The following is a 19,561-nucleotide window of genomic DNA, read 5'->3' on the forward strand; positions in this document are numbered from 1 at the left end:
GGCGGGCACGAACGTGCTCGCCGGGAACGTCACGCCGCCCGGGTCGCCGATGACGGTGATCCGGATCGTGTAGGCGCCGGTGGAGCACGGCGCTCGAACGGAGGCACGATCACCGTTCCCCCCAGTTCGACAGCCCGGGCGGCCGTGGCATCGGCGTCGGCGCTCGCGAACGTCACACTCCAGTGCGGGGCGCGCCGTCCGCGAGCGGAACGATGCTTCCGACAACGTCCTCGAACCCGTCCGGTGCGCCGGCTGCCGCCATCCGCCGGCGCAGCCCCGGATGGTGCTCGCGCTCGAGCCAGTCGCCGTACCCCGGCAGTGTCCAGCCCTCCGCCCTGCCCCCGATGCCGGTCGGCGGCATCACGTCCTCGAACTGCAGCCGAACAGGCCACCGTAGAACTCCAGCGCCCGCTCAGGGTCGGGACGGCTCAGCTCCACCCAGCAGGGAACACCGGGAATGTATCCGTCGCGCTGGGGCCATCAGACTCTCCCTTCGAGGCGATGCTCCGCAGCCAAATCCCGCTACAGCGGCTCGATGTCGGTCAGCGTCTCGGGCGTCAGCTCTACCCAGCGCGTGATGCCGATCTCTCGCAGGAACGGCACGTCGTGGCTCGCGACGACCAGAGCCCCGTTGTACGACGCGAGCGCATCGCGCAACTGCGCGACGCTGGCCAGATCCAGGTTGTTCGTCGGCTCGTCCAGCATCAGCAACTGCGGCGGCGGCTCGGCCAGCAGCAACGCCGCCAACGTCGCCCGGAAGCGCTCACCACCCGACAGCGTGCTGACCAGTTGATCCGCGGACCGCCCCCGGAACAGGAAGCGGGCCAACCGCGACCGGCGCTCCTGGTTCTCCGTGCTCGGCGCCAGCAGGGCGAGATTGTCGACGATCGACAGGTCGTCCCGGAGCAGATCCAGCCGCTGCGGCAGGTACCGGAACGGCACCACCGGCAACTCCCCCGCCACGATCGACTGCAGCAGCGTCGTCTTGCCCGCGCCGTTCGGCCCGGTCAGCGCGATCCGCTCCGGCCCGCGGATCTCCAGCTCGACACGCGCGCCGGTCCGCAGCTCGTGATCCTCCAGCCGCAGCACGATCCGCCCAGCCGGTACGGCGGTCTTCGGCAGGTCGACGCGGATCGTGTCGTCGTCGTGGACCTTCGCCTCGGCGTCGGCCAGCGCCTCCTGCGCCGACTCGAGCCGCTCGCTCTGCATCCCGAGGTGCTTGCCCGCCGACACCTGCGCCCCGCGCTTCAGGTTGCCGGCGACGATCTTCGGGATCCCGCCCTGCTCGAAGGCCCGCTGCCCCCGCGCGCGGCGCTGGTCCATCTTCATCCGCGCCTCGATCAGGTCCCGCTTCTGCTTGCGTACGTCGGCCTCCGCCGCCCGCATCATCCGCTCGGCCGCCTCCTGCTCGACCGCCACCGCCTCCTCGTAGGCGGTCAGGTTGCCGCCGTACCAGGTGATGTCGCCCTTGCGCAGGTCGCCGATCTGGTCGACCCGGTCCAGCAACTCCCGGTCGTGGCTGACGATCAGCAACGCGCCGCGGAACTGGTCGACGGCGTCATACAGGTGCCGCCGGGCCCGCAGGTCGAGGTTGTTGGTCGGCTCGTCCAGCAGCAGTACGTCGGGACGCCGCAACAGCTCCGCGGCCAGGCCGAGCAGGATCGTCTCGCCGCCGGACAGCTCCCCGACGTTGCGGTCCAGCCCGATCGCGCCGAGGCCGAGCTTGCCCAGCATCGCCTCGGCCCGCTCCTCGACGTCCCACTCGTCGCCGACGGCGGCGAAGTTCTCCTCGGAGGCGTCACCGGACTCGATCGCCGTGATCGCCCGGCGGACGCCGTCGATGCCGAGCGCCTCGTCGACGCGCAGCGTGGTGTCGAGGGTCAGGTCCTGCGGCAGGTACCCGAGCTCGCCGCTGACCCGGATCGACCCACGTTGCGGCGTGAGCCGGCCGGCGATCAGCCGGAGCAGCGTCGACTTGCCGGCGCCGTTGCGGCCGACCAGCCCGGACCGCACCGGCCCGGCGACGAAGCTGAGCCCGTCGAACAGCACGTCGCCGTCCGGCCAGGCGAAGAAGAGGTCCGTACAGGACAGGGAATGACTCATGTGCGTGTGCTCCAGAAAGAGGTCTCGGACGAGACCGCGCACCGCGACGGGTGGCGATCACCGGCTGAAAGAAAGACCTCGGAGCTACAACGCAGACCCCTGACGTCGGGAATGGGACGTGACCCACCCTACGGGGTCGTGGTTCACCGCTTCAACCATTTATCCGGTGTTTGCGCCAGGCAACGATCACCAGGTCGACGGCGGCCACCACGGCGAGCAGGCCGAACGCGATCACCCAGCCCAGCGGCAGGTCCAGTACGGCGGACAGCACCGCCGCCGTGAGCCACATGGCCACGCCGAAGCACGCCAGGACCAGACGCAACGTCAGCGCACTGCGCGGTGGAGGCGGCTCGAACGCCATACCGGCCCAGTACCCACTGGACGGCGCTACGGCGCTTTGCGCAGCCAGGTCTCGACGCCGGCGATATGCGCGGTCATCCAGGCGCGCGCCGCCTCGGCGTCGCCGATCTCGATCGCGTCCAGGATCGCGTCGTGCTCCAGCAGCGTCCGCTCGACCGCACCGGCCTGGGTGACCCCACGCCAGATCCGGGCCCGCTGGGTCGCACCGGAGATCCCGTCCAGCAAGGAGCAGACGACCTGGTTCCCGGTCGCTTCGGCGATGCCGCGGTGGAAGCGCAGGTCGTTGGCGACCAGCTCCTCCACCTCGGCCTCCGGCGTCAGGTCGCTGCACAGCAACCGCAGCTCGGTCACCTGCTCCTTGCTGATCCGGGTGGCGGCCAGCGCGGCCACACCCGGCTCGAGCAGGCGCCGTACCTCGAAGAACTGCAGGATCGAGTCGTCGCGGTGCAGGTCGACCATGAAGTTCAGCGCGTCGAGCAGGTGCGCCGAGTCCAGGCTGGTCACGTACGTGCCGTCGCCGTGCCGGACGTCGAGCACGTTCACCAGCGTCAGCGCCTTGACCGCCTCCCGCAGCGAGTTCCGCGACAGGCCGAGCCGCGCCGCGAGATCCGCCTCCTTCGGCAGCCGGTCCCCTGGACCCAGTTCCCCCGAGGTGATCATCCCTTTGATCTTGACGATCGCCTCATCCGTCAACGCCATCTGGTCAGTATGCCGCTCCAACGTCGTACTGCGATGGCATCGACCTCGAAGCGCACTTCGGGGAGGGCCAGTCGGGTGACGCCGAGCAGGGTCGGGAGGCCGACCGCAGCGACACCCCGAAGTTCTCGAACGACAACTTCACCTGCTCGGCGAAGTCGCCGACCGGCACCAGGCCGTCCGGCCCGGACATAGCATGCGGTCATGACGACCACGCCGGGCTACTCGGGCAGGCCGCTCGCGGCCAAGCTGGGCATCAAGCCCGGCCAGGTCGTGCTGCTCGACAACGCGCCGGACGACTTCGCGATCGAGGGCCTGCCGGACGGTACGACGATCGCGCGCCGGGCCGGCCGCACGCCGTACGAGGTCGTGCTGGCGTTCTGCCCGGACCGGGACCGGCTGGCGAAACGGCTGCCGCTGCTGCTCCAGAAGGCGACCGCCGCCGGGATGGTCTGGATCGCCTGGCCGAAGCGGTCGTCCGGCGTGCCGACCGACCTGGACGAGAACGGGATCCGCGAGATCGCGCTTCCGCTCGGCGTCGTCGACGTCAAGGTGTGCGCGATCGACGCGACCTGGTCCGGGCTCAAGCTGGTCCGCCGACTGACCAACCGGTGAGCCCAGTCGCGGCGAACTGGACTGATCCAGAGCGTGAGCTTCACCACATTTCTGCGCAGTCCTGATCAGCACCCACCGCGAGTGGTCAGTTGCATACAGTGGCCAGCCACGCTCAGACGGTGCACCGAGAGTGACCGCCCGGACCGGCCGGAATCCCACCTCTGCAAGGCGTCCCGGACTCCGGCCCAGATTCCGTCCGGCCGCTCACATCGGCACCCGCGGCCGGTGAGCTGAAACACCTGCCAGCACAGTGTTCCAGGCCTCGATCGATCAAGTCGCCGGGGCCCGACCACCTGACGCACTGGTCCGGTGGTCCCGGGCTGTGGAAGTGGTCGGCGTGCTATTAGCCTTGCCCTGGGACACCACCCATAACATCAGCATTAACACCCGCGGTACCGGACCGATCGGAAGAGGCGAACTGCCAAGTGGCCACCGAGCCATCAGACACCAACCCACTAGCAGCCTTCGGTGCGAACGAATGGCTGGTCGACGAGTTGTACGAGAAGTACCTGCAGGACCCGAATTCGGTGGATCCGGCGTGGTTGGACTTCTTCAAGGACTACAAGCCAGGTGACGCGAAGCCGGTGACGACCACCCCGGCCGACGCTCCCAGGCCCGACGCGGTGTCGGACAACAAGACTCCTGAGGCGCCGAGCCGCGGCACGGCAGCATCCGCGCCCGCCTCGAGCCAACCTGCAGCGGCGGCCGCCGCTGCCGCTCCCCCAGCCGCCGCTCCGGCCCCGGCTGCCGCAACCCCGGCGGCCACTGCGCAGGCCGCCGTACCGCAGAACCAGCCCGCGGCACAGAGCCAACCCGCAGCGCAGAGCCAACCCGCAGCGCAGAGCCAACCAGCAGCCAAGGCAGCGCCTGCCCCCAGCAGCGCGGTCCCAACCGGAGGCACGGTGAACCAGCCGCCCAGCGCCCAGCCCAAGCCCGCGCCCGCGTCCAGCAGCGACGCCGAGCGGCAGATCCTGCGCGGCGCGCCCGCGCGGACGGCGCAGAACATGGAGACCAGCCTCACGGTCCCGACCGCGACCAGCGTCCGGCAGGTCCCGGTCAAGCTGCTGATCGACAACCGCATCGTCATCAACAACCACCTCAAGCGCGCCCGCGGCGGCAAGGTGTCCTTCACCCACCTGATCGGCTGGGCGCTGGTGAAGGCGCTCAAGACGCTGCCGGAGATGAACGCGTCGTACGCCGAGACCGACGGCAAGCCGACCCTGGTGCAGCCGGCCCACATCAACCTGGGCCTGGCCATCGACATGCAGAAGCCGGACGGCACCCGGCAGCTGCTGGTGCCGTCGATCAAGGCCGCCGAGGAGATGACGTTCGCCGAGTTCTGGATGGCCTACGAGGACATCGTCCGGCGGGCCCGGGACAACAAGCTCGCGCTGCCCGACTTCCAGGGCACCACGATCAGCCTGACCAACCCCGGCACCATCGGCACCCAGCACTCCGTGCCCCGGTTGATGACCAACCAGGGCTGCATCGTCGGCGTCGGCGCGATGGAGTACCCGCCGGAGTACCAGGGCGCGGCCGAAGAGACGATGGCCAAGCTCGCGGTCAGCAAGGTGATGACGCTGACCTCGACGTACGACCACCGGATCATCCAGGGCGCCCAGTCGGGTGAGTTCCTGCGCCGGCTGCACCAGTTGCTGCTCGGCCAGGAGGGCTTCTACGACGAGATCTTCCAGTCGCTGCGGATCCCCTACGAGCCGATCCGCTGGGCCGCCGACCTCCCGCACAGCCACGAGGAGGACATCAGCAAGCAGGCCCGGATCCTGGAGCTGATCCACGCCTTCCGGGTGCGAGGCCACATCATGGCCGACACCGACCCGCTGGAGTACAAGCAGCGCAGCCACCCCGACCTGGACGTGGCCACCCACGGCCTGACCCTGTGGGACCTGGACCGCGAGTTCGCCACCGGCTCGTTCGGCGGCGCGGACCGCAAGTTCATGAAGCTGCGCGAGATCCTCGGCATCCTGCGCGACTCGTACTGCCGGACCACCGGTATCGAGTACATGCACATCCAGGACCCCGAGCAGCGCAAGTGGATCCAGGAGCGGGTCGAGCGGCCGCACACCAAGCCGCCGCGCGAGGAGCAGCTGCGGATCCTGGCCAAGCTGAACGAGGCCGAGGCGTTCGAGACCTTCCTGCAGACCAAGTACGTCGGCCAGAAGCGGTTCTCGCTGGAGGGTGGCGAGACCACCATCCCGCTACTCGACGAGCTTTGCGAGGAGGCGGCCGGGGCCGGCCTGGACGAGGTCGTCATCGGGATGGCGCACCGCGGCCGGCTGAACGTGCTGGCCAACATCGTCGGCAAGTCCTACGGCCAGATCTTCCGCGAGTTCGACGGCAACATCGACCCGCGGACCGTGCAGGGCTCCGGTGACGTCAAGTACCACCTGGGCGCCGAGGGCGAGTTCGTCTCCGAGTTCGGCGACAAGATCAAGGTCTCGGTGGCCGCGAACCCGTCCCACCTGGAGACCGTCGACCCGGTGCTCGAGGGCATCGTCCGGGCCAAGCAGGACATCCTGGACCGCGGTTCCGCGTTCCCGGTGCTGCCGGTGCTCGTGCACGGCGACGCGGCCTTCGCCGGCCAGGGCGTGGTGGCGGAGACGCTGAACCTGTCCCAGCTGCGCGGCTACCGCACCGGCGGCACGATCCACGTGATCGTGAACAACCAGGTCGGCTTCACCACCTCCCCGGCCTCGTCCCGGTCGTCGATGTACAGCACCGACGTGGCCCGGATGGTGCAGGCGCCGATCTTCCACGTGAACGGCGACGACCCCGAGGCCTGCGTCCGGGTCGCCGACCTGGCCTTCGAGTACCGCCAGGCGTTCAACAAGGACGTCGTCATCGACCTGGTCTGCTACCGCCGCCGCGGTCACAACGAGGGCGACGACCCGAGCTTCACCCAGCCGCTGATGTACGACCTGATCGAGCAGAAGCGGTCCGTCCGCAAGCTCTACACCGAGGCCCTGATCGGCCGTGGCGACATCACGGTCGAAGAGGCCGAGCAGGCGATGCGGGACTTCCAGCAGCGGCTGGAGCGGGTCTTCACCGAGGTCCGCGAGGCGAAGAGCCAGCCGGACACCCCGGCGCCGTACGTCACCGTCCCGGTGTACCCGGACAAGCCGGAGGGCCCGGACGCGACCGCGACCACGCCCGAGGTGCTGAAGAAGATCGCCGACGCGTACACCACGCTGCCGGAGGGCTTCACCGTGCACCCGAAGGTGCTGCCGCAGCTGCAGCGCCGGGCGTCCGCGATCACCCAGGGCCCGATCGACTGGGCCAGCGCGGAGATCACCGCGTTCGGCACGCTGCTGCTGGCCAACCGGCCGGTCCGGCTCGCGGGCCAGGACAGCCGGCGCGGCACCTTCGTGCAGCGGTTCGCCGCGATCATCGACCGGGTCAACGGCCAGGACTGGGTGCCGCTGCAGCACCTGGACGAGGGCCAGGCGAACTTCCACGTCTACGACTCGCTGCTGAGCGAGTACGCCGCGCTCGGCTTCGAGTACGGCTACTCGGTGGCCCGGCCGGACGCGCTGGTGCTGTGGGAGGCGCAGTTCGGCGACTTCGTCAACGGCGCCCAGTCGATCATCGACGAGTACATCTCGTCCGGTGAGGCGAAGTGGGGCCAGAAGTCGGGTGTCGTGCTGCTGCTGCCGCACGGGTACGAGGGCCAGGGCCCGGACCACTCCTCGGCCCGGATCGAGCGGTTCCTGCAGCTCTGCGCCGAGAACGCGATGACCGTGGCGCAGCCGTCGACGCCGGCGTCGTACTTCCACCTGCTCCGCCGGCACACGCTCGGCGAGGAGCACAACCCGATGATCGTCTTCACGCCGAAGCAGCTGCTGCGGCGCAAGGAGGCGGTGTCGCACCCGGAGGAGCTGACCCACGGCACCTTCAAGCCGGTGATCGGCGACGCCGAGGCCGAGGCGGCCGCGGGCGGCATCGAGCGCGTCATCCTGGCGTCGGGGCGGATCGTGTACGACCTGCTGGCCGAGCGGAAGAAGGCGGAGCCGGACAAGCTCAGCACGGCGGTCCTCCGGGTCGAGCAGCTCTACCCGCTGCCGGCCGAGGAGATCGTCGCCGAGCTGGCCAAGTACCCGAACGCGAGCGAGATCCGCTGGGTCCAGGACGAGCCCGCGAACCAGGGCCCGTGGCCGTTCATGGCGCTGAACCTGACCGAGCACCTCGGCGGCAAGCCGTTCTACCGGGTCTCCCGCCCGGCCATGTCGGCGCCGTCGGTCGGCTCGCACGGTGTGCACCAGTCCGAGCAGGCCACGCTGCTGAAGCAGGCGTTCAGCTGACGTGTACTTCACCGATCGAGGGATCGAGGAGCTCGAGGGCCGGCGTGGCGAGGAAGACGTCACGCTGGCCTGGGTAGCCGAACGGCTGCGCGAGTTCGTCGACCTGAACCCCGACTTCGAAACCCCCATCGAACGCTTCGCCACCTGGCTCGCCCGCCTCGACGACGAAGACGACTGACCCTCCGGCTGTTCCAAGCCAGACCGAAATGCCCTCCGCCGACGGCGGAGGGCATTCGTGTCTCTAGTCCGTGTGGGGTGGGCGGGGCCGGCGGGGTGGGTCGGGGGCCAGGGTGCCGTCGGGGGCGATGTGTTCGAAGATCTGGTCGACCAGGTTGAGGACGTGGGGGTCGTCGACGGTGTAGATGTGCCGCCGGCCCTCGCGCCGGGCCGTGATGATGCCGGCCAGCCGGAGCTTGCCCAGGTGCTGGCTGGCGGTGGCGATGCTGACGCCGGCCCGGTCGGCCAGCGTGCCGACGTCGTACTCGCCCTGGGCCGCCAGTGAGACCAGATGCAGCCGCACCGGGGCGGACAGCATCGCGAAGGTGCCGGCGGCGGATTCCAGCTGGGCCTTCGTGGGTTCGGGGAACGGTGTCGTCATCGCGCAGTCATTGTGACCGCTGGAGCGGCCAGGCAGGAGCGCGGCAGGCCGTCGTGACGACGGTCTCACACTTTCGCAATTGCGAAAGTATCAAAACGATGTCAGGCTGGAGGCATGCTTCGAGCCCTCCGCCCTGTGCTGATGCTGCTGCTGGTGACGATCCCCGCGGTCGCGCTCCGGCTCACCGGCACGCACCCGCCGGCCCTGGCCTCGATGCTCGTCTTCGGCGTGGCCGTGGTCGCCGCGTCGTTCGTGCTGGCCTGGGCGGCGGAGGCGGCGGAGGTGGACATCTCCGGCGGCCTGGCGATCGCGCTGCTCGCGGTGATCGCGGTCCTCCCGGAGTACGCGGTGGACCTCTACTTCGCGCACACGGCCGGCACCAACCCCGACTACGTGCAGTACGCCGCGGCCAACATGACCGGGTCGAACCGGCTGCTCCTCGGCCTCGGCTGGTCGAGCGTCGTGCTGATCAGCCTGTACGTCGCCTCGCGACGCAGCGGCCGCACTGTCAAGGCCCTCGTCCTCGACTCCGGCTACCGCCGCGAGCTCGGCTTCCTCGCGGTCGCCGCCGTGGTCGCCTTCGTGATCCCGGTGACCGGCGAGATCCACCTGGTGCTGGGCATCCTGCTGCTCGCGTTCTTCGCCTACTACCTCTACCGTGCCGCGGTCTCCGGACACGACGACGAGCCGGACCTGATCGGCCCGGCCGCGACGATCGGCGCGCTGCCGACCGTCAAACGCCGGATCACCGTGATCGGGATGTTCCTGGCCTCGGCGGGCGTGATCCTGGCCGCCGCCGAGCCGTTCGCGGACTCGCTGGTCGAGAGCGGGCACGCGCTCGGGATCGACCAGTTCCTGCTGGTGCAATGGCTGGCTCCGCTGGCCTCGGAGGCGCCGGAGTTCATCGTGGCGCTGTTGTTCGCCTGGCGTGGGAAGGGAGCAGCCGCCCTGGGCCTGCTCATCTCGGCCAAGGTGAACCAGTGGACCCTGCTGATCGGCAGCCTCCCGATCGCCTACGGGATCGGCGGCGGGTCGACGGCTCTGCACCTGGACGGGCGGCAGGTCGAGGAGTTCCTGCTCACCGCGACGCAGACGTTGCTGGGCCTCGCCGTCCTGCTGAGCCTTCGCTTCCCGCGGTGGGCGGCCTGGACGCTGCTCGGGTTGTTCGCGGTCCAGTTCGCCGTACCGGGTCAGACCGGGCGGTACGTGCTGAGCGGGATCTACCTGGTGCTGGCGATCGTGGCCTTCGCGCGGAACCGGCGCGAGCTGCTGCCGACGCTGACCTCCCCGTTCCGCCGCACGGAAAAGCCCGCCGACGCGGAGCGCGCCGACGAGCTTGTCGGAGTCTGAGTCTCAGCTGGCCTGCTGCTCCTCGACGATCGTGGGGCGGCGGCGCTCCTGAGGGCCCGGGCGGCCGCGGCGGCGGCCGTAGAGGAACTTCTCGCCGGCTGCGGTGCCGGTGAACTTGGTGCGGCGGGCCCACTCGCGGCACTCGTCGATCACCGGGCACGAGGTCAGGCACACGGCCTGGGCCTTGCGCTGCTCCCACTGGGTGGCGGTCTCGTCGTACGACGGGGCCTGGCCGACGCACGCAGCCTTGGTCATCCAGCGGTCTGCGGGGTCGGCGATCACCGTCAAGGTCGGCCTCATGGGCACTCCTGCTCCTCATCGATCAGGCGGATCGAAACGTGCTGCGGTAGGAACAGAGTGAGCCAGTCGCGTTGCCCCGGTGCGACGCGAATGTTTCCGGCGTGAAACGGTGTCCGGCACAAAAGTGCCGGTGGCACTCAGCTACGCACCATCCGGATCTCCGGCACCCCGAGGAACGGTTCGTCGACGCGGGTGCCGTCCTCGCGGAACCCGTGCCGCCGGTAGAAGGCCAGCGCCCGCTCGTTGCGCTCCAGCACCCACAGGGTGGCCGGCTCCTTGCCGATGGCAACCTCCAGCAGCCGGGCGCCCAGGCCGGTGCTCCACCAGGCCTTCCGGGCGTAGATCGCGAACAGCTCGAGCGGCGTCGGCGCGTCGTCGTCGCGGGCCGGGCCGGCCGACGAGAAGCCGATCACCCGGTCCTCGACCCCGGCGGCCGGGTCCGGATGGATCGCCAGCCACCGGATCCAGCCCTCGCCGAGCGCATGCGACCAGCGTTCGATCCGGCGGTCGAGGTCGCTGGTCCGCTCCGCGAGTACGGCGGGGTCCACCAGGCCGTCGTACGCCTCGCGCCAGCAGAGCAGGTGACACCAGGCCGCGGCCTCGGCGTCGTCCGTCGTCGCGCGGCGAATCTCCGGTTGCACTCAGACAGTAAAGACGATCTTCCCGAACACGTCGCCCTCGTTCATCTTGGCGAAGCCCTTGCGGGCGTCGGCCAGCGGGAGGACCGAGTCGATGTGCGGCGAGATCCCGGCGTTGGCCATGAACTGGACGAGCTCGGCCAGCTCCGTCCGGGTGCCCATCGTCGAGCCCTGGACGCGCAACTGGAGGAAGAAGATCCGGTTCAGCTCGGCCGACTTCGGCGCCTGGCCGCTGGTCGCGCCGGAGATCACCACGGTGCCGCCCTGCTTCAGCGACTTCAGCGAGTGCGACCAGGTCGCCTGGCCGACGGTCTCCATCACCGCGTCGACCCGTTCCGGCAGCCGGGCCCCGGACTCGAACACGTCGTGCGCGCCGATCTCCAGCGCCTTCGCGCGCTTCGCGTCGTCCCGGCTGGTCGCCCAGACCCTGATCCCGGCCGCGCGTGCCAGCGCGATCAGCGCGGTGGCCACGCCACCGCCGGCGCCCTGCACCAGCACGGTGTCACCCGGCTTCAGCCCCGACTGCGTGAACAGCATCCGGTACGCCGTCAGCCACGCGGTCGGCAGGCACGCCGCCTGCTCGAAGCTCAGCCCGGCCGGCTTCGGCACGACGTTCCCCGCGGGTACGGCGACCTTCTCGGCCAGCGTCCCCTGGTAGCGCTCACTGAGCAGCGATCGCTTCGGGTCGAGCGTCTCGTCACCCTTCCAGGCCGGGTCCGAGATCACCGCGTGCACGACGACCTCGTTGCCGTCCGGGTCGATCCCGGCCGCGTCGCAGCCGAGGATCATCGGCAGGCTCTTCTCGGCCAGCCCCACCCCCTTCAGCGACCACAGGTCGTGGTGGTTGAGGGCGGTCGCCCGGACGTCGATCGTCACCCATCCCTCGGGCACGGTCGGGTCGGGCCGCTCCCCCACCTCCAGCGCAGCGATCGGGTCGTCGGCGTCGAACTTGGCGGCATAGGCAGCAAGCATGCGTACCAACCTACGCGGTGGTCTACGCCGAGTCAGTTACCGAATTCACCACGGGTTTCGCCAGTACGCCGTCCAGCAGCTCCCGGGACTCCTCCAACGCCCGGATGGACGCGGTGATCCGCTCGCGCTCGTGCTGCAGCTTGTCGATCAGCAGTGCCGGAGTTTAGCCCGCCGAAATCCAGGCAATAACGGACCTGACCGAAATTATCGAGGAGGACCGATGTTCCGTCTCCTGGTGACTGCCGGCCTGAGCGGCGCCCTGCTGGCCGGACAGGCGGTGCCGGCCGCGGCCACACAAGTCACCGGCGCCTACCTGCAGATCACCGCCGACGGCGTCGCCACCGGCCGGGGTCTCGAAGGCGCCTCACACGCGCACGCGGCGGTGGCCGCGATGTACGACGTGACCGGCGATCCGCAGCAGCGACAGACCGCGGACGAACTGCTCGACTACATCCTGCAGCGGCGGCCGGCGCAGATGAGCACCGACCTTGCCCTCCAGGTGCTCCGCAGCCCTTATCTGCAAGCCGATCCGCGGTTGCGCACCAACCTCGAGACCTACGTGACCATCCTCCTCGACCTGTACGCCGCGCAGCCCGGCACCGTGCTGAGCTCCGGCGACATCCGTACCCTGACCGGTCGGGCCGAGTTGCTGGTCAACTACGCCGAGCACCTCGAGCAGCGGTCCGGCGACCCGGCCCGGATCGAGTCGGCCGACACCGCGGCCCGCGCCATGCTGGACCGGGTGGCGGCCCTGCAGTACACCCGCCAGGAGGCCGTCACGGCCTTCCACAACGACCGCTACGTCGGCGCCTTCCCGCACTTCGTTGCCGGTGACGACGGCAACATGGGCAGCTGGGACGTCGAGCACTGGGCGCCCGCGATGCTGTCACTCGACCAGTACGCCGCCGTCCGCGCACTCGCCACCGGCTACGGCCGCTTCCGCACCGCCGCCTACAACAACGCCGCCGCGTCCGGGACCCGGCACCTGCTCGGCACCACCGAGATCGACCCGGACCTGATCTACGCCGGCGCACCGGCCGGGTTCCCGCTCGACGGGGCGACGTACGAGATCGGCGAGGAGACCGGCGAGCATCCGTACCTGATCACCTACGGCTGGTCCCCGAACGCGATCGCCCAGCTGGGTACGGCGTTGAAGGCGGTCCGCGACAACCAGGTCAAGGTGCCGCACTCGCCCGCCTGGCTGGCGTCGTACTGGCGCGGCACTCCCCCACGCAAGGTCCTCGCACCCGGACTGTTCTGGCACGGTCTGGACGCGAAGGTCGCGTACACGCACCGGTTCATCGAGCAGACCCAGCTTGCGGTCCCGGCCGAGTTCCCCTGGCTCGACCTGGACCGCACCACGTTCCCCGGAACCGGAGACGACGCCGTCCGCCGCGGCGGTTGGTACGACGGCTCCGGCCGGGGCGCGATGTCCGCCGTCTACTCCCGGCTGGCGATGACCGGGTACGTCGAATCCGGCGGGCACGACCTCACCATGCTGACGCGAGCCGGCTCGTGGTGGGAGCGGATGGTGGTCCGCGCCTGACGGCTCACGCGCGGGCGACCCCGTCGGCCGCTGCTGCCGCGGCAACCGCAGCCGCCACGGCCGGGGCGACGCGGGGGTCGAAGGGGGACGGGATGATGTAGTCGGGGCGGAGGTCGTCCTCGGCGATGAGGTTGGCGAGGGCGTCGGCGGCGGCCAGCTTCATGCCCTCGGTGATCCGGGAGGCGTTCGCGTCGAAGGCGCCGCGGAAGATGCCGGGGAACGCGAGCACGTTGTTGATCTGGTTCGGGAAGTCGGACCGGCCGGTCGCGACCACGGCGGCGTGCCGGTGCGCGATGTCCGGGTGCACCTCCGGGTTCGGGTTCGCCAGCGCGAAGATCATCGACCCGTCGGCCATCCGGGCGATCGCCTCCTCGGGCACCGTCCCGCCGGACACCCCGAGGAACACGTCCGCGCCGTCCAGCGCATCGACGAGCCGGCCGGAGCGCCCGCCGGTGTTGGTGTCCCGGGCCAGCGACAGCTTCACCGGGTTCAGGTCCGGGCGGTCCTCGTGCAGCACACCCTTGCTGTCGACAACGGCCAGGTCGCCGACGCCGGCCTGCAGCAGGATCCGCGCGCACGCGACCCCGGCCGCACCGGCTCCGGAGATGACGACCCGGATGTCCCCGATGGACTTCCCGGTGACCCGGAGCGCGTTCCGCAGTGCGGCCAGTACGACGACCGCCGTACCGTGCTGGTCGTCGTGGAACACCGGGATGTCGAGCCGCTCCTTCAGCCGGCGCTCGATCTCGAAGCAGCGCGGCGCCGAGATGTCCTCCAGGTTGATCCCGCCGAACGTCGGGGCCAGCCGGACCACCGTCTCGACGAACTCGTCCACGTCGGTGCAGTCGAGCGCGATCGGCACCGAGTCGACGCCGCCGAACTCCTTGAACAGCAGGGCTTTGCCCTCCATCACCGGCAGCGACGCGGCCGGTCCGATGTCACCCAGCCCGAGTACGGCGGTGCCGTCGGTGACGACCGCGACCACGTTGGACTTCCAGGTGTAGCGCCGGACCAGCGACGGGTCCTCGGCGATCGCCGTGCAGACCCGGGCGACCCCCGGCGTGTAGGCCTTGGACAGGTCGGCGGCGTCGCGGACGTGGACCGACGAGGTGACCTCGATCTTGCCGCCGCGGTGCAGCTCGAAGACTGCGTCACCGGCGTACCGGTCGGACTCGGGAAGCGGCGTGGAAACGGACGGATGCGGCTGGGCGACCATGCGGGGGACCCTTCGGTAACAGCGAGATGGCGGTCGATTACAGTGAGTGGGCGGTTCGATCAGTGGGTGCGTCGAACAACGCCGTGGCCAGGGGGTCACCCGTCGCACCGAGTAAACCACACACCGCACTGGTCTGCTCTGTGAGGGTCCCCACAGGGTTCCGAACAGCCGCAACAGGGTGACGATGAGGTATCGGCCGGAGTCTGCTGCCGCCACCCGGCTGGTTGCTGTGTCAGGATGCGGCATCCGGCCCGGTTACCGTGCGGGACGGAATACAAGTTCCAGTGTCGAGGAGTAACCGCGATGAACATCGTCTCCACCCTCCGCAAGAGTCGCGCCCGCGCCACCGTCGCCGCGGCCGCAGTGCTCGCGCTCACGCTGACAGCCTGCGGCAGTGACGACTCGGGCAGCAGCGGTGGAACCGAGGACAAGGCCGCCGCGGCCGGCATCACCTTGGTGAAGCCCGGCAAGCTGATGGTCTGCACCCACCTGCCGTACAAGCCGTTCCAGTACAAGGACGGCGCCGACGTCGTCGGCTTCGACGTGGATCTCCTCGACCTGGTCGCCAAGGACCTCGGCCTGGAGCAGGAGGTCGTCAACATCGAGTGGGCCCAGGTCACCTCCGGCGCCGCCTTCGCGGCGAAGAAGTGCGACATGGGCATGGGCGCGATGACGATCACGCCGGAGCGGCAGGCCGCGATCAGCATCACCGACCCGTACATGGACGCCACCCAGGTGCTGATGGTCAAGAAGGACTCCGGCATCAAGAGCCTGGCGGACCTGCGGGGCAAGAAGATCGGCGCCCAGGCGGACACCACCGGCAAGAAGTACGCCGACGACAACGCCGCGGCGAACGGCTACACGGTGATCCCGTTCAACGACCTGGCGCTGCAGACCAACAACGTGAAGTCCGGCCGGGTCGACGCCGCCATCAACGACAACGGCGTGCTGTACGACTTCGTCAAGGCGAACCCGGACATGACGATCGCGACCGAGTTCAACACCGGTGAGCAGTACGGCTTCGCCGCCCTCAAGGACGGCAGCGGCCCGAAGCTGGTGGCCAAGTTCAACGAACTGCTGGCCAAGGCCAAGTCGGACGGCCAGTACAACGAGATCTACAAGAAGTGGTTCGGGGTTGAGCCGAAGAAGTGAGCACCTCGACCGAAACCGTTGAGCGGAAGGGGCTGAGCCCGCGGCAGCGGGCTCGGCGCTCGCGGGGGATCCAGTACGCGATCCTGATCGGCCTGGTCGGGGTCGCGGTGTTCACCGCCGACTGGGCCCAGATCGCCGACGTCTTCTTCAAGCCGGAGTACATCAAGGCAGCGTTCGAGGACGGCCTGCTCAACGCCCTGGTCAAGACGCTGGAGTACACCGCCGGCGCCTTCGTCATCGGCCTGGTCGGCGGCACCATCCTGGCGCTGATGCGGCTGAGCAGCGTCGGCCCGTACCGGTGGCTCGCGACGGCCTACATCGAGTTCTTCCGCGGCCTGCCGGCGATCGTGGTGTTCATCGCCTTCAGCCTGCTGCCGCTGGCGTTCGAGGGCCTGACGATCCCCTGGGATCCGTACGGCGTCGTCTGGCTGGCGCTCGGCATCGTCGCGTCGGCGTACATGGCCGAGGTGATCCGGGCCGGCATCCAGGCGGTGCCGAAGGGGCAGGTCGAGGCGGCCCGATCGCTCGGTATGCCGGCCGGGCTGGCGACCCGGAAGATCGTGTTGCCGCAGGCGTTCCGGATCGTGCTGCCACCGCTGACGAACGACCTGATCCTGCTGGTGAAGGACTCCTCGCTGGTCTTCATCATCGGCGTCTCGGCGGAAGGGTACGAGCTGACCGGCTTCGGCCGGGACCTGGCGAACACGTACTCGAACCTGACCCCGCTCGTCACCGCGGGCTTCTGCTACCTGATCATCACGCTGCCGCTGGGCATCCTGGTCCGCCGGCTCGAGGCGCGCGCTGCGAGGAGCCGCTGATGGCACTGGTCGAGATCAAGAACCTGCACAAGTCCTTCGGCAGCAACCACGTCCTGCGCGGCATCGACTTCACCGTCGAGCAGGGCGAGGTGGTCTGCGTCATCGGCCCGTCCGGCTCTGGTAAGTCGACGCTGCTGCGCTGCGTCAACCTGCTCGAGCAGCCGCAGGAAGGGCAGGTGTTCGTCCGCGGTGACGACATCACCGACCCGGACTGCCACCTGGACGCCGCCCGGCAGCAGATCGGGATGGTGTTCCAGCAGTTCAACCTGTTCCCGCACCTGTCGGTGCTGCAGAACTGCACGATCGCGCAGACGACCGTGCTGAAGCGCAAAGCGGCCGAGGCAGAACGGATCGCCCGGGCCAACCTGGATCGGGTCGGCCTGAACGAGAAGGTGACCGCCTACCCGGCCCAGCTCTCCGGCGGTCAGCAGCAGCGGGTCGCGATCGCCCGGGCGCTGTCGATGGACCCGGCCCTGATGCTGTTCGACGAGCCGACGTCGGCGCTCGACCCCGAACTCGTCGGCGAGGTGCTGACCGTGATGCGCAAGCTGGCGCTGGACGGGATGACGATGCTCGTGGTCACCCACGAGATGGCGTTCGCCCGCGAGGTCGCCGACCGGGTCGTGTTCATGGACGGCGGCGTCATCGTCGAGCAGGGCCCGCCGGCCGACCTGATCGGCAACCCCGCGCACGAGCGCACCCGCACGTTCCTGCGCCGGGTCCTGGACCCGACCCACGTCGAGCCCACCGGCTGACGTTCGGCTGCCGCGAAGGCCCGGTCTTGTCCACAAGGCCGGGCCTTCGCCGTGCATTGCGGGCTTTCAGAGTGGAAGATGTACGGCGTGGTGGGACGATCGCCCGCCGGACCCGAGGAGGCAGCGTGGGCAGCAGGGGACGATCCGCCGAGGTCCGTCTGAGTATTCCGGCGGACAGTGCGTACATCGCCGTACCGCGGTCGGTGGTGGGTAACCTCGCGGCCCGCAACGACTTCACCGTGGACGCGATCGACGACCTGCGGATCGCTGTCGACGAGGCGTGCGCGCTGCTGCTGCCACAGGCCTCCGACGGCGTGCTGGACTGCGTGTTCGAGATCGACCCGCCGCAGCTGACAGTGCGGACCAGCGCCGTGGTGCCGAACGGCTGGCGCCCGGACACCTCGTCGTTCGGCTGGACCGTGCTGACCGCGCTGGTCGAGTCCGCGGCCGCGGAGACGATCGACGGCCGGCTCACCATCACCGTGACGGCTACCGCCACCGCCACGGAGACCGCGTGACCGAGGACAAGACCCTGGCTACGACCCAGGACTCCCCCGATCTACGGACCCGGACGGCCGACCTGTTCCGGGCGATGGCGGCCGCCGACGGGCCGGGTGACCGGGCTTACGGCGTCGCCCGGGACGGCCTGGTCGCGCTGCACATGCCGCTGGTGGAGCACCTGGCCCGCCGCTTCCGCAACCGCGGCGAGCCGTACGACGACCTGGTCCAGGTGGCCACCATCGGCCTGATCAAGGCGATCGACCGGTTCGACTCCGATCGCGGCGTCGAGTTCTCGACGTACGCGACGCCGACGATCCTGGGCGAGATCAAGCGGTACTTCCGGGACAAGGGCTGGGCCATCCGGGTGCCGCGGCGGCTGCAGGAGCTCCGGCTCTCGCTGACCGCCGCGACCGCCGAGCTGACCCAGGAGCTGGGCCGGGCCCCGACGGTCGCCGAGCTGTCCGACCGGCTGGGCCTGTCCCCGGACCTGGTGATCGAGGGACTGGAGTCCGCAAACGCCTACAACACGCTGTCCCTGGACGCCCCGGACCAGAACGAGACCGACGCCACAACGGTCCTGGACGGGCTCGGCGGCGAGGACGAGGCGCTGGAGAGCGTCGAGTACCGGGAGTCCCTGAAACCGCTGCTGGCCCAGCTGGACACCCGGGAGAAGCGGATCCTGACGCTGCGGTTCTTCCGCGGGATGACGCAGTCCCAGATCGCCGAGGAGATCGGCATCTCCCAGATGCACGTCTCCCGCCTGCTCGCCCGCACCCTCACCGAGCTGCGGACGGGCCTGCTGAAGGAGTAGCTACAGGACCGGGCGGTCCTTGGTCGGGTCGTCCGCGAGGGCTTCGGTGGAAGCCCTTCGGAAGATCGCGAGCAGCACGAAGAGGGCCGCCAGGGCCAGTGCGACCGCGACCGGCTTGGTGCCGCCGCCCCAGAAGCTGTACGCGACCAGGATCTGGATCAGCTGCGCGAACACGGCCGGCCCGCGGCTCCAGGTGGACGCGCGCGACAGGCCGCGGGCGACCAGCCCGAGGCCCACGCCGTACAGGATGAAGAACGCGGTCGTGGTCAGCCCCATGAAGAGCCGGGATCCTTGGATCGTTAATGCTTCGGCAAATCCGAGAACGACGAGCACGAGCCCTTCCGCAGCCACCACAGCCGCGGCTAGCTTGAGCGGTCTCGGTACGGCGGCAGCTGGGGGGTCGGTCGGCACTTCGCCAGCTTAGTGCCCCGTGCCGTTCGGCAGTTCGGGCGCAAGGGACGACCACCCCCTCTTCCTGCGAGCCCACGGTTCGCAGGAACCCCAGCCCCACAGGGATCTGAGGTCATGCGTAACCAAAAGGCCGTTGGATCGGTTACTTGCAGTGAACGGGTGAGTGCAAGAACGATGTTCCGTCCGGTTACCGGACGGGGTGAACGGCTGCGCACCGGTTCGTAGTGTTAAGGAAGTGTTGTGATCTGATCGACAACTCCAGAACCCTTGTTTCGCTCAGCCGAGATTGGGAACATGGTCTCGTTCGTGAAAACGTTCACAACACGTTCCTGGATCGAACACCTCGCACCTCGAACCCCCTGTGCGAGCTGAACCACGAGTAAAAGCCGCGCTGACTGGGCAC

The 19,561-nt window shown here is 69.4% G+C and carries 20 protein-coding genes; 10 read left to right on the forward strand and 10 right to left on the reverse strand.

Annotated features, from left to right (window positions below; translation table 11 throughout):
* Positions 1-172 precede the first annotated feature (172 nt).
* The 4 genes from ACWCOV_RS08780 to ACWCOV_RS08795 all read right to left on the reverse strand — a co-directional run bounded on the left by ACWCOV_RS08780 (position 173) and on the right by ACWCOV_RS08795 (position 3,162).
* Positions 173-364, reverse strand: coding sequence for a hypothetical protein (locus ACWCOV_RS08780; protein ID WP_449828642.1), 192 nt, complete (start codon positions 362-364; stop codon positions 173-175).
* Positions 365-522: 158 nt separating this feature from the next.
* On the reverse strand, positions 523-2,103 hold the full coding sequence (locus ACWCOV_RS08785; protein WP_449828643.1) for an ABC-F family ATP-binding cassette domain-containing protein: 1,581 nt from the start codon (positions 2,101-2,103) through the stop codon (positions 523-525).
* A 151-nt stretch (positions 2,104-2,254) separates the two neighbouring features.
* Positions 2,255-2,464 carry a DUF6343 family protein gene (locus ACWCOV_RS08790; protein WP_449828644.1) on the reverse strand — a complete coding sequence of 70 codons (210 nt, stop codon included), beginning with the start codon at positions 2,462-2,464 and terminating at the stop codon, positions 2,255-2,257.
* A 26-nt stretch (positions 2,465-2,490) separates the two neighbouring features.
* The gene (locus tag ACWCOV_RS08795) at positions 2,491-3,162 is read right to left on the reverse strand and encodes a FadR/GntR family transcriptional regulator (RefSeq protein WP_449828645.1); all 672 of its coding nucleotides are present in this window, start codon (positions 3,160-3,162) and stop codon (positions 2,491-2,493) included.
* Positions 3,163-3,363: 201 nt separating this feature from the next.
* Here ACWCOV_RS08795 and ACWCOV_RS08800 point away from each other — a divergent pair, with 201 nt between their 5' ends.
* The 3 genes from ACWCOV_RS08800 (at position 3,364) to ACWCOV_RS08810 (ending at position 8,268) form a co-directional block, all read left to right on the forward strand.
* Positions 3,364-3,774 carry a DUF3052 domain-containing protein gene (locus ACWCOV_RS08800; protein WP_449828646.1) on the forward strand — a complete coding sequence of 137 codons (411 nt, stop codon included), beginning with the start codon at positions 3,364-3,366 and terminating at the stop codon, positions 3,772-3,774.
* Positions 3,775-4,199: 425 nt separating this feature from the next.
* Positions 4,200-8,090, forward strand: a complete 3,891-nt coding sequence (locus ACWCOV_RS08805) for a multifunctional oxoglutarate decarboxylase/oxoglutarate dehydrogenase thiamine pyrophosphate-binding subunit/dihydrolipoyllysine-residue succinyltransferase subunit (RefSeq protein WP_449828647.1) — start codon at positions 4,200-4,202, stop codon at positions 8,088-8,090.
* A 1-nt stretch (position 8,091) separates the two neighbouring features.
* Positions 8,092-8,268, forward strand: a complete 177-nt coding sequence (locus ACWCOV_RS08810) for a DUF6104 family protein (protein WP_360365326.1) — start codon at positions 8,092-8,094, stop codon at positions 8,266-8,268.
* Positions 8,269-8,331: 63 nt separating this feature from the next.
* On the opposite strand, the gene ACWCOV_RS08815 is transcribed toward ACWCOV_RS08810, so the two are convergent.
* Positions 8,332-8,688, reverse strand: a complete 357-nt coding sequence (locus ACWCOV_RS08815; RefSeq protein WP_449828648.1) for an ArsR/SmtB family transcription factor — start codon at positions 8,686-8,688, stop codon at positions 8,332-8,334.
* Positions 8,689-8,802: 114 nt separating this feature from the next.
* On the opposite strand from ACWCOV_RS08815, the gene ACWCOV_RS08820 reads away from it, so the two are divergent.
* Positions 8,803-10,038: a sodium:proton exchanger gene (locus ACWCOV_RS08820; protein ID WP_449828649.1), complete on the forward strand. Its 1,236-nt coding sequence runs from the start codon at positions 8,803-8,805 to the stop codon at positions 10,036-10,038.
* A gap of 3 nt (positions 10,039-10,041) precedes the next feature.
* Here the strand turns inward: ACWCOV_RS08820 and ACWCOV_RS08825 are convergent, their stop codons facing one another.
* The 3 genes from ACWCOV_RS08825 to ACWCOV_RS08835 all read right to left on the reverse strand — a co-directional run bounded on the left by ACWCOV_RS08825 (position 10,042) and on the right by ACWCOV_RS08835 (position 11,948).
* Positions 10,042-10,338 carry a WhiB family transcriptional regulator gene (locus ACWCOV_RS08825; protein ID WP_449828650.1) on the reverse strand — a complete coding sequence of 99 codons (297 nt, stop codon included), beginning with the start codon at positions 10,336-10,338 and terminating at the stop codon, positions 10,042-10,044.
* 137 nt (positions 10,339-10,475) lie between these two features.
* Complete coding sequence (locus ACWCOV_RS08830; RefSeq protein WP_449828651.1) at positions 10,476-10,979, reverse strand: N-acetyltransferase family protein; 504 nt, start codon at positions 10,977-10,979, stop codon at positions 10,476-10,478.
* Positions 10,980-11,948, reverse strand: coding sequence for a zinc-binding dehydrogenase (locus tag ACWCOV_RS08835; RefSeq protein WP_449828652.1), 969 nt, complete (start codon positions 11,946-11,948; stop codon positions 10,980-10,982).
* Between the two features lie 220 nt (positions 11,949-12,168).
* Between ACWCOV_RS08835 and ACWCOV_RS08840 the strand changes: the two genes are divergently transcribed.
* A complete protein-coding gene (locus ACWCOV_RS08840; protein ID WP_449828653.1) occupies positions 12,169-13,494 on the forward strand; it encodes a hypothetical protein in 1,326 nt (441 codons plus the stop codon).
* A gap of 4 nt (positions 13,495-13,498) precedes the next feature.
* On the opposite strand, the gene ACWCOV_RS08845 is transcribed toward ACWCOV_RS08840, so the two are convergent.
* A complete protein-coding gene (locus tag ACWCOV_RS08845; RefSeq protein WP_449828654.1) occupies positions 13,499-14,710 on the reverse strand; it encodes an NAD(P)-dependent malic enzyme in 1,212 nt (403 codons plus the stop codon).
* Between the two features lie 303 nt (positions 14,711-15,013).
* Here ACWCOV_RS08845 and ACWCOV_RS08850 point away from each other — a divergent pair, with 303 nt between their 5' ends.
* From ACWCOV_RS08850 to ACWCOV_RS08870, 5 genes are all read left to right on the forward strand, one after another.
* On the forward strand, positions 15,014-15,862 hold the full coding sequence (locus tag ACWCOV_RS08850) for a transporter substrate-binding domain-containing protein (RefSeq protein WP_449828655.1): 849 nt from the start codon (positions 15,014-15,016) through the stop codon (positions 15,860-15,862).
* The gene (locus tag ACWCOV_RS08855; RefSeq protein WP_449828656.1) at positions 15,859-16,680 is read left to right on the forward strand and encodes an amino acid ABC transporter permease; all 822 of its coding nucleotides are present in this window, start codon (positions 15,859-15,861) and stop codon (positions 16,678-16,680) included. The genes ACWCOV_RS08850 and ACWCOV_RS08855 overlap by 4 nt, the downstream gene beginning before the upstream one ends.
* Positions 16,680-17,435: an amino acid ABC transporter ATP-binding protein gene (locus tag ACWCOV_RS08860; protein ID WP_449828657.1), complete on the forward strand. Its 756-nt coding sequence runs from the start codon at positions 16,680-16,682 to the stop codon at positions 17,433-17,435. Before ACWCOV_RS08855 ends, ACWCOV_RS08860 begins: the two co-directional genes overlap by 1 nt.
* Before the next feature lie 125 nt (positions 17,436-17,560).
* Positions 17,561-17,953: an ATP-binding protein gene (locus ACWCOV_RS08865; RefSeq protein ID WP_449828658.1), complete on the forward strand. Its 393-nt coding sequence runs from the start codon at positions 17,561-17,563 to the stop codon at positions 17,951-17,953.
* Positions 17,950-18,747, forward strand: a complete 798-nt coding sequence (locus ACWCOV_RS08870; protein ID WP_449828659.1) for an RNA polymerase sigma factor SigF — start codon at positions 17,950-17,952, stop codon at positions 18,745-18,747. The genes ACWCOV_RS08865 and ACWCOV_RS08870 overlap by 4 nt, the downstream gene beginning before the upstream one ends.
* Here ACWCOV_RS08870 and ACWCOV_RS08875 read toward each other — a convergent pair whose 3' ends face one another.
* Complete coding sequence (locus ACWCOV_RS08875) at positions 18,748-19,023, reverse strand: hypothetical protein (RefSeq protein ID WP_449828660.1); 276 nt, start codon at positions 19,021-19,023, stop codon at positions 18,748-18,750.
* Between the last annotated feature and the right edge of the window lie 538 nt (positions 19,024-19,561).

The sequence above is a fragment of the Kribbella sp. NPDC002412 genome (assembly GCF_053592935.1).

Excerpts from the sequence above, each read along its gene's own strand:
- ACWCOV_RS08860 (WP_449828657.1), top strand. The coding sequence starts at position 16,680 with ATGGCACTGGTCGAGATCAAGAACCTGCACAAGTCCTTCGGCAGCAAC.
- ACWCOV_RS08875 (WP_449828660.1), bottom strand. The coding sequence starts at position 19,023 with ATGGGGCTGACCACGACCGCGTTCTTCATCCTGTACGGCGTGGGCCTC.
- ACWCOV_RS08815 (WP_449828648.1), bottom strand. The coding sequence starts at position 8,688 with ATGACGACACCGTTCCCCGAACCCACGAAGGCCCAGCTGGAATCCGCC.
- ACWCOV_RS08800 (WP_449828646.1), top strand. The coding sequence starts at position 3,364 with ATGACGACCACGCCGGGCTACTCGGGCAGGCCGCTCGCGGCCAAGCTG.
- ACWCOV_RS08790 (WP_449828644.1), bottom strand. The coding sequence starts at position 2,464 with ATGGCGTTCGAGCCGCCTCCACCGCGCAGTGCGCTGACGTTGCGTCTG.
- ACWCOV_RS08820 (WP_449828649.1), top strand. The coding sequence starts at position 8,803 with ATGCTTCGAGCCCTCCGCCCTGTGCTGATGCTGCTGCTGGTGACGATC.
- ACWCOV_RS08850 (WP_449828655.1), top strand. The coding sequence starts at position 15,014 with ATGAACATCGTCTCCACCCTCCGCAAGAGTCGCGCCCGCGCCACCGTC.
- ACWCOV_RS08840 (WP_449828653.1), top strand. The coding sequence starts at position 12,169 with ATGTTCCGTCTCCTGGTGACTGCCGGCCTGAGCGGCGCCCTGCTGGCC.
- ACWCOV_RS08795 (WP_449828645.1), bottom strand. The coding sequence starts at position 3,162 with ATGGCGTTGACGGATGAGGCGATCGTCAAGATCAAAGGGATGATCACC.
- ACWCOV_RS08835 (WP_449828652.1), bottom strand. The coding sequence starts at position 11,948 with ATGCTTGCTGCCTATGCCGCCAAGTTCGACGCCGACGACCCGATCGCT.
- ACWCOV_RS08845 (WP_449828654.1), bottom strand. The coding sequence starts at position 14,710 with ATGGTCGCCCAGCCGCATCCGTCCGTTTCCACGCCGCTTCCCGAGTCC.
- ACWCOV_RS08785 (WP_449828643.1), bottom strand. The coding sequence starts at position 2,103 with ATGAGTCATTCCCTGTCCTGTACGGACCTCTTCTTCGCCTGGCCGGAC.
- ACWCOV_RS08825 (WP_449828650.1), bottom strand. The coding sequence starts at position 10,338 with ATGAGGCCGACCTTGACGGTGATCGCCGACCCCGCAGACCGCTGGATG.